This is a genomic window from Candidatus Bipolaricaulota bacterium (assembly GCA_021159055.1).
Taxonomy (GTDB): domain Bacteria; phylum Bipolaricaulota; class Bipolaricaulia; order UBA7950; family UBA9294; genus S016-54.
In genome coordinates this window covers 1-14,959 of the sequence record JAGGSO010000102.1, presented here as the reverse complement: position 1 = coordinate 14,959, position 14,959 = coordinate 1, and the positions used below count along the sequence as shown (strand labels likewise).

13 protein-coding genes and 1 pseudogene are annotated in these 14,959 nt (G+C 62.8%); 10 read left to right on the top strand and 4 right to left on the bottom strand.

Annotated elements, in window-relative coordinates:
• The first annotated feature begins 64 nt into the window (after window positions 1-64).
• Genes secG through rdgB form a run of 4 tightly spaced genes read left to right on the top strand, consistent with a single transcriptional unit; the run spans window position 65 to window position 2,991 of the window.
• A complete protein-coding gene (gene secG / locus J7J55_05365) occupies window positions 65-292 on the top strand; it encodes a preprotein translocase subunit SecG (GenBank protein ID MCD6142128.1) in 228 nt (75 codons plus the stop codon).
• A gap of 24 nt (window positions 293-316) precedes the next feature.
• Window positions 317-1,303, top strand: a complete 987-nt coding sequence (locus tag J7J55_05360) for an ABC transporter ATP-binding protein (protein MCD6142127.1) — start codon at window positions 317-319, stop codon at window positions 1,301-1,303.
• Window positions 1,304-1,318: 15 nt separating this feature from the next.
• A complete protein-coding gene (locus J7J55_05355) occupies window positions 1,319-2,359 on the top strand; it encodes a dipeptide ABC transporter ATP-binding protein (protein ID MCD6142126.1) in 1,041 nt (346 codons plus the stop codon).
• A complete protein-coding gene (gene rdgB, locus J7J55_05350) occupies window positions 2,356-2,991 on the top strand; it encodes an RdgB/HAM1 family non-canonical purine NTP pyrophosphatase (protein ID MCD6142125.1) in 636 nt (211 codons plus the stop codon). Before J7J55_05355 ends, rdgB begins: the two co-directional genes overlap by 4 nt.
• Here rdgB and dnaJ read toward each other — a convergent pair.
• From dnaJ to hrcA, 4 genes are read right to left on the bottom strand one after another with little or no spacing between them, the layout of a single operon-like run.
• Complete coding sequence (dnaJ, locus tag J7J55_05345) at window positions 2,924-4,042, bottom strand: molecular chaperone DnaJ (protein ID MCD6142124.1); 1,119 nt, start codon at window positions 4,040-4,042, stop codon at window positions 2,924-2,926. The two genes, rdgB and dnaJ, sit on opposite strands and share 68 nt — an antisense overlap.
• A 40-nt stretch (window positions 4,043-4,082) precedes the next feature.
• A complete protein-coding gene (gene dnaK, locus J7J55_05340) occupies window positions 4,083-5,951 on the bottom strand; it encodes a molecular chaperone DnaK (protein MCD6142123.1) in 1,869 nt (622 codons plus the stop codon).
• Window positions 5,935-6,492 (bottom strand): nucleotide exchange factor GrpE, encoded by a 558-nt coding sequence (locus tag J7J55_05335; protein MCD6142122.1) that lies wholly within the window; start codon window positions 6,490-6,492, stop codon window positions 5,935-5,937. The genes dnaK and J7J55_05335 overlap by 17 nt, the downstream gene beginning before the upstream one ends.
• Window positions 6,479-7,498, bottom strand: a complete 1,020-nt coding sequence (hrcA, locus tag J7J55_05330) for a heat-inducible transcription repressor HrcA (GenBank protein MCD6142121.1) — start codon at window positions 7,496-7,498, stop codon at window positions 6,479-6,481. The genes J7J55_05335 and hrcA overlap by 14 nt, the downstream gene beginning before the upstream one ends.
• A 179-nt stretch (window positions 7,499-7,677) precedes the next feature.
• Here hrcA and J7J55_05325 point away from each other — a divergent pair, with 179 nt between their 5' ends.
• From J7J55_05325 to J7J55_05300, 6 genes and pseudogenes are all read left to right on the top strand, one after another.
• Window positions 7,678-8,265 (top strand): riboflavin synthase, encoded by a 588-nt coding sequence (locus J7J55_05325; GenBank protein ID MCD6142120.1) that lies wholly within the window; start codon window positions 7,678-7,680, stop codon window positions 8,263-8,265.
• Window positions 8,249-9,448, top strand: coding sequence for a bifunctional 3,4-dihydroxy-2-butanone-4-phosphate synthase/GTP cyclohydrolase II (locus J7J55_05320; GenBank protein MCD6142119.1), 1,200 nt, complete (start codon window positions 8,249-8,251; stop codon window positions 9,446-9,448). Before J7J55_05325 ends, J7J55_05320 begins: the two co-directional genes overlap by 17 nt.
• 10 nt (window positions 9,449-9,458) lie before the next feature.
• Window positions 9,459-9,923, top strand: a complete 465-nt coding sequence (locus J7J55_05315; GenBank protein ID MCD6142118.1) for a 6,7-dimethyl-8-ribityllumazine synthase — start codon at window positions 9,459-9,461, stop codon at window positions 9,921-9,923.
• Window positions 9,923-11,241, top strand: a pseudogene (locus J7J55_05310) (histidine--tRNA ligase). Before J7J55_05315 ends, J7J55_05310 begins: the two are co-directional and overlap by 1 nt.
• 1 nt (window position 11,242) lies before the next feature.
• On the top strand, window positions 11,243-11,725 hold the full coding sequence (locus tag J7J55_05305) for an adenosine-specific kinase (protein MCD6142117.1): 483 nt from the start codon (window positions 11,243-11,245) through the stop codon (window positions 11,723-11,725).
• A gap of 296 nt (window positions 11,726-12,021) precedes the next feature.
• A complete protein-coding gene (locus tag J7J55_05300; protein MCD6142116.1) occupies window positions 12,022-14,727 on the top strand; it encodes a PAS domain S-box protein in 2,706 nt (901 codons plus the stop codon).
• The last annotated feature ends 232 nt before the right edge of the window (window positions 14,728-14,959 follow it).

The following is a 14,959-nucleotide window of genomic DNA, read 5'->3' as shown; positions in this document are numbered from 1 at the left end:
TCGTGTTATAATGCGGTACCTAACCTTATTTTTTCCTGGGAGGAAAGAAAGGACCGATCGGGACATGCTGAGATTGATTCTTGAGATCCTGTTTTTCATCGATTCCTTCACCATGATGGGCCTCATCCTCATGCAGATGAGCGAGCACTCCGGCCTCGGAGGGGCATTCGGTGCGGGGATGTCGAGCACGGTGTTCGGCCGGGATGAGACCAAAGACCCGAAGAGGACCCTGACCTCTGTGTTGGCGGGCGTGTTCCTGCTCTTGGGGTTCATCCTATCGATCCTGCACTAACGAGACTAAACGCGAGGAGGGGAAATAACGGTGCCGCTGATTGAGGTTAACGGACTGAAGACCTACTTTTACACCGAAGACGGGGTCGTGCGGGCCGTGGACGGGGTTGACTTCACGATCGAACCGGAGAAGACGCTCGGCGTCGTGGGGGAGAGCGGCTGTGGGAAGTCGGTGACCGCCCTCTCCATCATGGGGCTCGTGCAGATGCCCCCGGGAAAGATCGAGGAGGGGGAGATCCTGTTCCACCAGGACGGGAAGGTCACTGATCTCACCAAGCTCAACCCGAAGGGGAAGGAGTACCGCTCCATCCGCGGGGATCAGATCGCGATGATCTTCCAGGAGCCGATGACGTCGCTCAACCCGGTGTACACAATCGGAAACCAGATCATGGAGGCGATCATCCTTCACCAGCACCTGAACAAGAAACAGGCGCGGGAGAAGGCGATTGAGATGCTGCGCGCGGTGGGGATCCCGGTTCCGGAGCAGCGGGTCGATGAGTACCCGCACCAGCTCTCCGGTGGGATGCGCCAGCGCGCGATGATCGCCATGGCCCTGTCCTGTAACCCATCCCTCCTCATCGCCGACGAGCCGACGACCGCCCTCGACGTGACGATCCAGGCCCAGGTCCTCGACCTGATGAACGACCTGCGCAAGGAGTTCAAGACCGCGATCCAGTTCATCACCCACGACCTCGGCGTGATCGCCGATATGGCCGACGATGTCGTCGTCATGTACCTGGGGAAGATCGTGGAGGGCTCCGACGTACGCGAGGTGTTCCACAACCCGAAACACCCGTACACCCAGGGGCTGATGAACTCGATCCCCTCGCTCGCATCGAAGAAGGAACGGCTCACCCCGATCAAGGGGGTTGTCCCGGATCCGTTCGACGTCCCGGCCGGGTGCGGGTTCGAGCCGCGTTGCCCGCACGCAATGGAGATCTGCAAGACCAAGGTCCCACCGCTCAAGGAAGTAGCCCCCGGTCACACAGTGGCCTGCTGGCTGTACGAATAGAGAGGTGATTTGAGATTGTCTTCCGATAACGTCCTGCTCGATGTGAAGCACCTGAAGAAGTACTTCCCGGTGCGCAAAGGGGTATTCCGCCGGGTGGTCGCCCAGGTGAAGGCGGTCGACGACGTCGACCTGTTCATCAAGGAGGGGGAGACCCTCGGATTGGTGGGGGAGTCGGGGTGCGGAAAGACCACGACCGGGCGCACGATCCTGCGGCTGATCGAGCCGACTGCGGGGGAGATTCACTTCCGCTCTAAGGCCCTCGCCGAACCAGGGGAGGAGTACAGGATCGTCGATGTGGCCAAAGCGTCGCGCAAGACGATGAAAGCGCTGCGCCGCGACATGCAGATCATATTCCAGGACCCCTACTCTTCCTTAAACCCGCGCATGACGGTGGGAGCGATCGTGGGTGAGCCGCTCCTCGTGCACGGAGTGGCGAAGGGGAAGGAACGGGAGCAGCGGGTGCAGGAGCTCCTCGGAGCGGTCGGGCTGAAGCCGGATCACATGAAGCGCTATCCGCACGAGTTCTCCGGTGGACAGCGCCAGCGGATCGGGATCGCGCGCGCCCTCGCCCTCGAGCCCCAGCTGATCGTGGCTGACGAGCCGGTCTCCGCGCTCGATGTATCGATCCAGGCCCAGGTGCTGAACCTGCTCGAGGACCTGCAGAAGGACTTCGGGCTCACCTATCTGTTCATCGCCCACGACCTGTCGGTGGTGCGCCACATCTCCGACCGAGTGGCGGTGATGTACCTCGGCAAGGCGGTGGAGCTCGCCGAGACTGAGGAGCTGTTCACCAACCCGAAGCACCCGTACACCGAGGCGCTGATGTCCGCGGTACCGGTCCCGGACCCGGACTACGAGGTGGAGCGGATCCTGCTCGAGGGCGACGTCCCCTCGCCGGTGAACCCGCCGTCGGGCTGCTACTTCCATCCCCGTTGTCGCTATGCCAAGGAGATCTGCAAGACCGAGGCGCCGGAGTACCGCGACATCGGGGGCGAGCACTTCGTCGCCTGTCACTTCGCCGACGAGCTGAAGTTACAGCCAGTCCGCGCTGGATGAGGATCCTCCTCGGGACGAAGAACGCCGGGAAGATCAGGGAGCTGAAGGAGCTCCTTTCCGATCTTTCCGGCGTTTCCTTGTTGACCTTCCACGACCGCCCGTTCTCCGACGTTCCCGAAACCGGGACCACGTTCGAGGAGAACGCTCGGCTCAAGGCACGGACGATCTGCGCCGAGACCGGGCTTCCGGTCCTCGCCGAGGACTCGGGGCTCGAGGTCGATGCCCTCGACGGCGCCCCTGGGGTATACTCGGCCCGCTACTCAGGCGAGCCGGTCGATTACGCGCGCAACAACGCACTTCTGCTCAAGAATCTGACCGGGGTGACCGATCGTCGCGCCCGGTTTGTGGACGTCGCTGTCCTTCGGTTCCCGGACGGACGGGAGTACGTGTGCAACGGGATTCTATCCGGAAGGATTGCGACCGCGCCGCGCGGCGAGGGGGGGTTCGGCTATGACCCCCTGTTCATCCCCGACGGCTACGACCAAACCCTGGCCGAGCTGGGAGAGGACGTGAAGAACCGGATCAGCCACCGCGCCCGGGCGATCGGAGCGATGCGGGAGGTCATCAAGACCCTTCTGGCGGAGGGAGGGTCCGCTGCAGCTCGAGGAGGAGGCGGCGCTGGGCCGAATTGACCTTGCGCGGCACGTCGACCTGAACCTCGATGTAGTGATCACCGCGGCCGCGGCCGTTCAGCTCGGGCATTCCCTTCCCCTTTAACCTGATCACCGTCCCGGGCTGCGTCCCCGGCGGGATCGTCACCGTCTCCTCTCCCCATAGGGTCTCGACCGTGACCTTCGCCCCGAGGACGGCCTGGGGATAGCTCACCTTGATCTGGGAGTGGATATCGCGTCCCTCGCGGCGAAACTTGGGGTGGGGGATGACCTCGATCACGATGTACAGATCACCGGGTGGTCCGCCGTTCGGCCCCGCGTTCCCCTGCCCCTTGAGGCGCAGGCGGGAGCCGTTGTCCACCCCGGCGGGGACGTTGATCGAGATCTTGCTCCGCTCCTTGACCCGTCCTGTTCCATGACAGCGGGAGCACGGATGCTCGATCACCTCCCCGGTCCCGTTGCACTCGGGACAGGTGCGCACCGTGACGAAGCTACCGAGCAGGCTCTGCTGGCGGTACTCCACCTGGCCGCGACCGCCGCACGTCGGACAGACCCGCTTGCTCGTCCCCGGCTCCATCCCGGTCCCGTTGCAGTGATCGCACTTGACCAGCCGCGGGGCAGTGATCCGCATCCGGGTCCCGGTGGCGGCGTCCTCCAGGGTGATCCGCAGCTTGTACTCGATGTCCTCACCCCGTTGCACCCGGGCGCGTTGAGTCCGCGTCGCCGTCTGCGGCGCTCCCTGGCGGAAGAAGAAGTCGAAGATGTCGTCGAACCCACCGAACCCGAACTCCGACCACGCCTCGCGCGCGCGGCGGAAGTCGCTCCCAGAGAAGTCGAACCCCTGTGCCGGGCCGGCGTGACCGTAGCGATCGTACTGGGCCCGCTTCTCCGGGTCGGAGAGGACCTCGTACGCCTCGGTCGCCTCCTTGAACGCCTCCTCCGCGCGCTTGCGGTCGCCGGGGTTGCGGTCCGGATGGAACTCCTTCGCCTTACGGCGATAAGCGCGCTTGATCTCCTCCGGGCTCGCGTCACGGGAGACACCGAGGATCTCGTAGTAATCTCGCTTGGTCACGCCGCCCCCTTCCTCCGTAGCTGTGATCTAAGACCGCATTTTACTTGTTCTCGTCCTTGTCCTCATACTCAGCGTCGACGTAATCGCCGGGCTTGGGCTCGGACTCTTCGGACGAAGACCCGGCCCCGCTCGCCTGCTGCTCCGTCGACGCCTGCTTGTACGCCTCTGCTCCGAGCTGCTGTGCGCTCTTGGCCAGTTCCTCCATCGCCCGGCGCAGGGCATCCACCGGCGCGTTGCTGGAGAGCTTCTCCTTGAGCTGACGGATCTGGTCCTCGAGCTCGGCACGCTTCGCCTGCGGGACCTTGTCCCCGAGCTCGTTCAGCGCCTTCTCGGTCTGGTAGACGAGCTGGTCGGCCTGATTGCGGACCTCGATCTCCTCGGCGCGGCGCTTGTCCTCCTCGGCGTGCTCCTCGGCCTCCTTCCGCATCCGCTCGATCTCGGCCTCGGACAGGCGCGAGGTCTCCTTGATCGTGATCGAGGAGCTCTTCCCGGTCGCCTTGTCCTTCGCGGTCACGTGCAGGATCCCGTCGGCGTCGATGCTGAACGTCACGTCGATCTGCGGCACCCCGCGCGGAGCAGGCGGAAGCCCGGTGAGCTGGAACTTGCCGAGGGACTTGTTGTCCGCCGCCATCTTCCGCTCCCCTTGGACCACGTGGATCTCCACCGTAGTTTGGTTGTCCTCGGCGGTGGTGAACGTCTTCGTCTTCTCGGTCGGGATGGTGGTGTTCCGCTCGATGAGCGGGGTGGCGATCCCACCGAGGGTCTCGATGGAGAGCGTCAGCGGCGTCACGTCGAGAAGCACGATCTCGTCCACCTCACCGGCGAGGACTCCGCCCTGGATCGCCGCGCCGCACGCCACGACCTCGTCCGGGTTGATCTCCTTGTTGATCTTTCCCGGGATGCGGGACGCGATCAACTCCTGCACCTTGGGGATGCGGGTCGATCCTCCCACCAGGACCACCTGATCGATGTCCTTCTCCGTCTTGCCTGCTGCCTTGAGCGCACCCTCCACGATGTCCATCGTCCGGTTCAGGTAGTCCTCGATCATCTGCTCGAACTTGGCGCGGGTGAGCTTGCGCTCCAGGTGCTTCGGCCCGGTGGAGTCGGCGCTGATGTACGGGAGGTTGATCGTCGTCTCCATCCGGCTCGAGAGCTCCTTCTTCGCCGCCTCGGCCGCGTCCTTCAGCCGCTGCATCGCGGACGGATCCTTGGTCAGGTCGATCCCGGTATCGGCGCGGAACTCGTCCACGAGCCAGTCCATGATCCGGCGGTCGAAGTCGTCGCCTCCGAGCTGGGTATCACCGTCGGTCGCCACCACCTCGAACACCCCGTCTCCGATCTCGAGGATCGAGACGTCGAACGTCCCTCCCCCGAGGTCGTATACGAGGATCGTCTGTTCCTCGGCCTTATCCAGGCCGTAGGCAAGGGCGGCCGCGGTCGGCTCGTTGATGATCCGCATCACCTCGAGCCCGGCGATCTTCCCTGCGTCCTTCGTTGCCTGACGCTGCGCATCGTTGAAGTAGGCCGGGACGGTGATGACCGCCTTCTTGACCTTACCACCGAGATGCGCCTCGGCGTCGGCCTTCAGCTTCTGCAGGATCATCGCCGAGATCTGCTCCGGGGTGTACTCCTCCACCTTCCCGTTCACCTCGATCCGCACCCGGTAGTCGGTCCCCATCTTGCGCTTGATCGAGGTGACCGTCCGGTTTGGGTTGGTGATCGCCTGGCGCTTGGCCAGCCGCCCGACGAGGCGCTCCCCGTTCTCGGTGAACGCGACCACCGACGGGGTGGTCCGCTCTCCCTCAGCGTTGGGAATCACCTCCGGGGATCCGCCCTCGAGGACGGCGACGCACGAGTTGGTCGTTCCTAAATCTATTCCGATAATCTTCTCCTTAACTTTGTCCGCCATCTTCATCCTCCTTAGTATCCTGTCTCTTTCCCTTGCTCACCTTCACCTTGCTCGGCCGCAGGACCCGGCCGCGTCGAAGGTACCCGCGCTCGAACTCCTCCAGGATCACGTTCGGTTCCTGGTCGCTCTCCACGCTCAGCAGCGCCTCGTGCAGCGCGGGGTCGAACAGGGTCCCTTCGGCCTCGATCGGGGTTATCCCCTTTTGCTTCAGGATCTGATCGAACTGGGCGAAGATCCTCTCTATCCCCTCGATGAACGACTGCGCGTCGTTGTTCCCGCTGTAGCTCGCGAACGCGCGCTCGAGGTTGTCGTACAAGGGGAGGAAATCGAGGACCTCCCGGTCGGAGACCCGTTCCTCCAGGCTCGCCATGTCCCGCAGGACCCGCTTCTTGTAGTTCTCGAACTCGGCCTGCAGGCGCTTGAGCCGGTCGATGTAGCTTTGGATCTCCTCATCCTTCTTGCGCAGGAGTTCTTCCAGGGGCTGCTCCTGCTTTTCCTCTGTTTCTTCCTTATTCAGCTTCTTATCTTTATCTTCCGTCATCTCTTCCTCCTACCGTTCTTTTGCATGACGCGACGAGGAGGGCCTCCAGCCGGTTGGCGATGTAGCTCGTTGCCGACAGGGCACGGCTGTAGTCCATCCACAGCGGGGCGATCACCCCGATCACTCCGGAGTAGGGGCGGTAATCGTGGGTGATCACACTGAACTCCTCCAACCCGGGGAGAGGAAAGTCACCCACGTTCACCACCAGGCCATCCCGTTCGCCCCGAGTCTCCCGGACAGCGGCGATGAACCGCTCCTCGTCCTGCACGGCGTGGATCAGGCCGACGAACCGATCGAGGGCCTGATCCGGGACCACCGCGCGCAGGTCGTCGACCATGTTGAGGAGTCCCTCCAGGTAGAGGCGCTCCCGCGTCCGCCGTTCGAGGAGCCGGCGCATCACGAGGAGGGCGACCCGGACCGAACGGTCGTACCAGCCCTCCGGGGCGTCGCGCCCGGCCGCGGCGCGCACCGCGTCCAGGGTCATTCCGCGCAGGGTGTCGTTGATCGCCTCCATCGCCCGTGCCACCTCCTCCTCGGTCAGGTCGAACTCGAGCGGGATCAGCCCGTGTTCGACCACCCCGATCTCGGAGACGACAACGAGCAGGACCAACCGCGGCTCCATCGGGACGAGGACCACCCGGTCGAGGCGCATCCGCGCCCACTGCGGCGGGATGACAAATCCCGCGTAACCGGTGATGTTCCCAAGGAGGAACGCGGTCTGGCGCATCGTCTCCCCCACCTCCAGACAGCGGATCTGATAGGCCTCCACTATCTCCCGTCGCTCCTTCTTACTGAGCTCGGACAGGTCGAGGAGCCAATCGACGAAGAACCGGTATCCCTTCTTCGTCGGGATCCGCCCGGAGGAGGAGTAGGGCTTCTCGATGTATCCCGCCGTCTCGAGGGCGTTCATCTCGTTCCGCACCGTGGCGGAACTGACCCGCAGCCCGTAATCCTCGAGGATCATACGCGAGGATACGGGCTCGCGGAACCGAATATACCGGTCCACGATCTCCTTCAAAATCAGCCTACGCCTCTCGGAAAGCTCCTCACTCGCCATCGTTAGCACTCTCACATGTTGTTTGCTAAATAATAGCCCGGATGGGAAAGTTTGTCAATGCTTGTCGCGGCGCACCAAGACGAATTCGTTGATAATGGAAAACCGTTCCGCTAAACTCGAAAATACCGATGTTTACAGGAATCACTTGTGAAGTGGGGACCGTCGTTGCCGCGGGAGCGGGAGCGATCACGGTGGATGTCCCCGAGGGGATCGCCCCCCGTCTCAGGCCGGGGGGAAGCGTAGCGGTGAATGGGGTTTGCCTCACGGTGCGGGCCCTCACCGGGAGGCGATTTACCGCGGACGTATCCGGTGAGACGGCGGTCCGCACCACCCTGGGGAAGCTCCGTCCGGGGACGCGGGTGAACCTGGAGCTCCCGCTCCGGCCGGAGGACGGGCTCGATGGGCACATCGTCCTCGGACACGTAGACGCGATCGGGCGGGTGGAGAAGATGGTGCGACGGGAGACCGGATGGGAATTCGTGTTCGGCTACCCGCCGGAGTACGCGCGTTATCTGGTGGAGAAGGGGTCGATCGCGGTCGACGGGATCAGCCTGACCGCGTTCGGGGTCACGGCGGCGCGGTTCGTCTGCGCGGTGATTCCGGAAACGTATGAGAACACGAACCTGCGCGACCGTCACCCCGGGGATGCGGTGAACCTGGAGTTCGATATCCTGGGGAAATACGTGGAGAGGATGCTGAATGTTCATCACGATTGAAGAGGCGATCGAGAGGATCAAGGCCGGGAGGATGCTCATCATCGTGGATGATGAGGACCGGGAGAACGAGGGCGACCTCGTGATCGCGGCCGAGCACGCCACCCCGGAGGCGATCAACTTCATGGCCCGGGTGGCACGGGGACTGATCTGCGTCCCGATCACCGAGGAGAGGGCGAAGGCCCTCAACCTGACCCCAATGGCCCCGGAGAACACCGCGCTGCACGGGACGAACTTCACCGTATCGGTCGACGCGGCAAGAGGGGTGACGACCGGGATCTCCGCCTACGACCGGGCACACACGATTCAAGTCCTGATCGACGAAAACTCCACGCCGGATGACCTCGCCCGGCCCGGGCACGTGTTCCCAATTGTCGCCCGCCCCGGCGGGGTCCTTCGCCGTGCCGGGCACACCGAGGCCGCGGTCGATCTCGCCCGCCTCGCCGGGCTGAAACCGGCCGGGGTCATCTGTGAGATCATGAACGAGGACGGATCGATGGCCCGTCTCCCCGAGCTCGAGCGGCTCGCGAAAGAACACGACCTCGGGATCGTCAAGATCTCCGATTTGATCGCCCATCGCAAGCGCACGGAGAAATTGGTGACTCGGGTCGCCGAGGCGGACCTCCCCACCAAGTACGGACACTTCCGCATCGTCAGCTACGCAAGCCCGCTCGACGACAAGGAGCACGTCGCACTGGTGAAGGGGGAGGTCGCCGGGGCGGAGAACGTCCTGGTGCGGGTGCATTCCGAATGCCTGACCGGGGACGTGTTCGGGTCGCTGCGCTGCGACTGCGGTGACCAGCTCCACCGGGCGATGGAGCTGATCGAGGCCGAGGGGCGCGGGGTGATCGTGTACATGCGCCAGGAGGGGCGAGGGATCGGATTGAAGAACAAGGTCTGCGCCTATCGGCTCCAGGACCAAGGGCTGGACACGGTGGAGGCGAACGAGCGGCTCGGGTTCCCGGCCGACCTGCGCGACTACGGGATCGGGGCGCAGATCCTCGCCGACCTCGGGCTTTCCACGATCCGCCTCCTCACCAACAACCCGAAGAAGGTGATCGGCCTCGCCGGCTACGGGCTGAAGATCGTGGAGCAGATCCCGATCGAGATCCCGCCGAACGAGCACAATCGGGATTACTTACGGACGAAGAAGGAGAAGCTCGGCCACCAGTTGAAGCACGTGTAAGGAGGTCAGGATGGGAAAGGTATACGAAGGAAGTCTCATCGGAGCGGGGTTGCGGGTCGGGATCGTCGTCTCCCGGTTCAACGACTTGATCACGGGAAGGCTCCTCGACGGCGCCCTCGACCGATTGCGCCGCTCCGGGGTGGAGGAAGAAGCGACCGACGTCGCCTGGGTGCCGGGGGCGTTCGAGGTTCCGAAAGCGGCGCAGCGGATGGCCGCCTCCGGCCGCTACGACGGGGTGATCGCGCTTGCCGCAGTGATCCGGGGGGCGACCCCGCACTTCGAGTACGTGGCAAGCGAGATCACCAAGGGGCTCGCCCGCCTCAACCTCGAGGTCGACGTTCCGATCTCATTTGGGGTGATCACCGCCGACACGATCGATCAAGCGATCGAGCGGGCCGGGACCAAGCTCGGGAACAAGGGAGCCCAGGCGGCCGAGGCCTTGATCGAGATGATGAACCTGCTGAAGGAGCTTTGATGGCGTACGAGTCGGTGCGGGGGATGCGCGACATCCTCCCGGACGAGACCCCGTACTGGGCCGCGGTGGAGGCCAGGATTCGCGAGATCGCGCGCGCGTTCAACTACCGCGAGATCCGCCCTCCGATCGTCGAGCATACCGAGCTGTTCTCGCGCGGGATCGGGGAGGCGACCGACGTCGTCAACAAGGAGATGTACACCTTCCCGGACAAGAAGGGAAGGTCCCTGACGCTGCGCCCGGAGGCGACGGCATCGGTGGTGCGCGCCTACGTCGAGCACGGTCTGTTCAACACCGAACCGTTCCAGAAGCTCTACTACGTCGGCCCGATGTTCCGCTACGAGAAGCCGCAGAAGGGGAGATCGCGCCAGTTCCACCAGTACGGGGTGGAGGCGATCGGGGCGCTCGATCCGGCGCTCGACGTTGAGGTGATCGACCTTGCCTGGACACTGATGGAATCGCTCGGCCTCACGGGCCTGTCGCTGCGGCTGAACAGCATCGGCTGCCCGGAGGACCGGGTCCGCTACCGCGATGCCCTGCGGGAGTACTTCGCCCCGCGGATAAAGGAGATGTGCCCCGACTGTCAGCGCCGCTACGCCGAGAATCCGCTCAGGATCCTCGACTGCAAGAACGAGATCTGTCAGCCGCACATCCACGGGGCGCCGGGGAGCGTCGACTACCTGTGCGACGAGTGCCGCGACCACTTCGACAAGGTCAAGGGCTACCTCGATCAGCTCGGCCTCCCCTACCGGATCGATCCCAAGCTCGTGCGCGGGCTCGACTACTACACGCGCACCGTATTCGAGCTCGTCATCCCAAGCTCGTGCGCGGGCTCGACTACTACACGCGCACCGTATTCGAACTCGTCTCCACGGACCTGGGGGCGCAGGACGCCCTCCTCGGCGGGGGGCGGTACGACGGGCTGGTGGCCCAGCTCGGAGGCCCTCCTACTCCGGGAGTCGGGTTCGCTGGTGGGATGGAGCGGCTGATCCTGGTGCTCAAGGCGCGCGGACTCCTGCCGGAATCCGGCAGCGGGGTCGACCTCTTCTTCGTCACCATCGGGGATGCGGCGCGGAATGCAGCGGTGGAACTGGCGCACGCGCTCAGGCGGCAGGGAATCAGGGTCGACCTCGACTACCGCGGCCGGTCGTTGCGCAAGCAGATGAAGTACGCCGACCAGATCAAGGCGCGCTACGTGATCGTCATCGGAGAGGACGAGGTAAAAACCGGCACGGCACGGCTGAAGGAGATGGAAACCGGTAAGGAGACGGAGATCGCCCTCGAACCAGAGGCGATCGCCGAGAAATTGAAAGGAGGATGACATGGAGCTTACGACCGTCAAGATCGAAAATCCCGATGGATTGAATCTGATCCTTGGTCAGACCCACTTCATCAAATCGGTCGAGGACCTGCACGAGGCGCTGGTGACGACCGTGCCTGGGATCAAGTTCGGGCTCGCGTTCAACGAGGCATCCGGCCCGTGCCTCGTCCGCAAGACCGGAACCGATGAAAAGTTGGTCGATCTTGCGGTGAAGAACGCGCAGGCGATTGGAGCCGGGCACATGTTCATCGTGTTCCTCGACGGCGCGTTTCCGATCAACGTCCTCAACCGGATCAAGGACGTGCCCGAGGTCTGCCGCATCTACTGCGCCACCGCCAATCCGGTCGAGGTGATCGTCGCGCAGACCGACCAGGGCCGCGGAATCCTCGGGGTGATCGATGGGAATTCGCCCAAGGGCGTCGAGACCGATGCCGACATCCAGACCCGCAAGGAGTTCCTGCGCAAGATCGGGTACAAGCTGTAGAAGACTGGATTCTGGGAGGTGAATGGGAGCGTGCAGAGGGATGACTCCAATAGGGATGGTGTGATCCTCTCCTGGATGAAATTCCGACCATCGACGCTTTACAAAGGGATGAACGAACGCTGCTCGCAGAAGCTTACCCCATCTCTGTGAATCCATTGCACAAGCTCTCACCGATCTGAAAATGGAACAGCGCGATTAGGGAGAGGTTTTCTCGCCTTTTCCCCTCAAGCCACGGGATGGATGCAACCTCTTAAATTGTTACAATCATTGAAAAGGAGAGTGGCAAGCTCGGGAAGATGGAGAATGTACCACTTGAGTTTCTGAAGGCACTCAACCGCACCCGTGACCTCAGGGCCCTGGGTAAGCTCTTGCTGGAACATGCCATCTCCCTTGTCCCGCAGGCCCAAACTGGAACCCTCCTTGTGCTTGACGAAGCGGAAGGCGTTTTTAAGTTCCGGGCCGCTGTGGGATGGAACCTGGCAAAGCTCTCCCAAGCAAGGATCCCGAAGGACAAGATGCTCCAGAAGATCCTGTATCAGGACACCCCCGCCATCGTCCGCAACCCGCACGAACTGAACAGAGAGTACCTCCCCAAGGAAGTTGCAGAGATGCTAGCTGAATTTCCGGTGGCGGCGTTTCTCACCTTTCCCATCGCTTACGAAGGAAAAATTATTGCCTATTTCAACCTCGACAACAAGCAGGATCCAAACGCTTTTTCGCAGTCAGATTTCAAGCGCCTGGAAGGGGTACGGGAGGGGATCGCCCTAGCGGTTCGGGCAGCCATGGACCGGGAGCGGCTCGCCGAAAGGGAGTCCGAGCTCCGGAATCTACTTAGTGCCCTCCCGGATGCCGTGGTGACCATCGACGCGGAAGGAAGGATCCGCTCCTGGAACCCCGGGGCAGCCAAGCTCTTCGGCTACTCGCAAGAGGAAGTCTTAGGAAGGCCGGTAACGCTTCTCATGCCGGAAGAGTACAAGAAACGCCATGAAGAGGTGTTTAAGAAGAATCTTGCCAACGGCCGTGCAGAACACCGTCTTCTGGAGGTGGAGGGACTGCGGAAGGACGGGACGAGGTTCCCCGTTCAGTGGGCCATTGCCTCTTATGAAGGGAAAGGCCGAAGGTGCTTTGTCGGGGTGGGGCGGGACCTCACCGCCCGGGTGGAGGCTGAACGGAGGCTCCGGGAAAGCGAGAGGAGATTCCAGCTATTCTTCGAGCGGCTCGCCGACGCGGTGTACATCACCCGCTTCGATGGCACAATCCTCGAGGCCAACCCCGCCGCTGCCCGGCAGTCCGGCTACACCCGCGAGGAGCTCATCGGCATGAACATCATGCGCGACCTTGCGGCTGAGGAGCCTGCAATTACCTATGAAACGGCTAACGAGAAGCTGGCGCGGGGGGAGACCATCTACTTCGAAGAGAGGAAGAGGCGCAAAGATGGAGTCGAGTACTGGACCGAGTGTGCGGTGACCCTGATCGAGTACCAGGGAAGGCCGGCGACCTTGTCGGTCAACCGTGACGTGACCGCGCGTAAGAAAGCAGAGGCGCGTCTACGGGGCGTGTACCGGCTCTCCCGTGGGCTTGCTCTTTCCAAAAGCAAAGATGAGGTCTGTGAGCGGGTGGTTCAGATCGGCCACCATCTCCTTGGTGCGCAGGTGTGTGCAGTCTTCCTCCTGGATAAGGAGGCGAAGGAGCTTCGGCTGGTAACCGCCTATGGGCTTCCGCAGGAGAGTATCGGGCGTACAGTTGATCTTACGCACGGGGCAAGTCCCGTAGCAGAGGTGATTAGGACCGGTAGGTGGCTCTACCTTCCCGATCTTTCAGCAAGCGCATTTGGGGATGAGGACCTGTTTGGGGAAGGGGCCAAGCTTCTCATCCCGCTGATGGTGAAACGAAAGATCCTTGGAGTGTTCGCCGCGGTCTCCACGGAACCGAACGGCTTTTCCCGCGGGGACATCCGCTTGTTCGGGGCACTCGTTAACCAAGCGGCCGTAGCCCTCGCAGCGCAGGAGGCAATGGAGGCCGTTAGGCAGTCGGAGCAGACCCAGCGCGAACTCCGTGGTCGTCTGGAGGAGCTTCACCTTGCTGCCCGTGAGCTCGGGGCTTGCGCGAGTGAAGAGGAGGTATGGAGAAACGCCATCAGGGCGGCGAGGAATATTCTGGGATTCGACGAATGTGACCTCGCAGTGCGGGAGGGGGACGAGCTGGTGAGCCGGGCTAATTTGGAGGGGCTTTCCCCTCCTGGGGCGCCACGGATCCATAAAGATCAAGGCGGAATCGCCTGGCGGACCATTCAGGAGGGAAGGACCCTGTTCGGGGACCCAGCGGACTTTCCTGAGGCCGTGGCCGCTGAGGAGTACCGTTCATTCATCAGCGTCCCCATCGGTGAGCGGGGGGTCTTTCAAGCGGCCGCGAAACGGGAAAACGCGTTCACTGAAGACGACGTGAGGATGGCCGAGCTCCTCGTCGGCCACGTGGAGGAGGCCCTGCGGCGCGTGGAGCTGGAGAACGAGCTACGAGCCCAGGCCATCCGCGATCCGCTCACCGGCCTGTACAATCGTCGCTATCTGGCTGAGATGCTGGAGCGGGAGTGGGAGCGGGCTAAGCGCTACGGACACCCGTTCGCCCTTTTGATCATGGATATCGACAATTTCAAACTGATAAACGACCGGTTCGGCCATCTCCGCGGGGATGAGGTGCTGAAGGGGGTGGCCCAACTCATTTGCCGGACCGTCCGGGAGACCGATCTCCTGTTCCGCTATGGCGGCGATGAGTTCTTGATCATACTCCCCGAGATGAATGGAAGCGCTCAGTGTGTGGCGACTCGACTGCGCCGGGCTTTCGCCCGTTGGTGTGCCGAAGAGGGCCTGGACGAGTTGAAGATCGGGTTGAGTACAGGTGTGGGGATCTGGGACCCGAGTGTGGAGAAATCGGTCGATCAACTCCTGCGCGAGGCCGATGAGGCCATGTATCGCGCAAAGAGGAAGCACACGTCGCAAAGCTGAACTACAGGATCTACCATCGGATCGAGAGAAGGTGCGCCATTAAGGAAAGCGGATCCGCTCCGAACGTCACTTAAGGGCGTATGCGGCAAGGTGCTGCCGGGAACAAGGATAACAATCCTGCCACTGGTACAGCAAGCAAAAGACCGAGCGTGGTGCCAAGCCCTCAGCCCAGGCCCTATAACGCCCTTTAAAAGGCAACTTCAATTTGCAACTGTAGAAGATAGGTTATGGC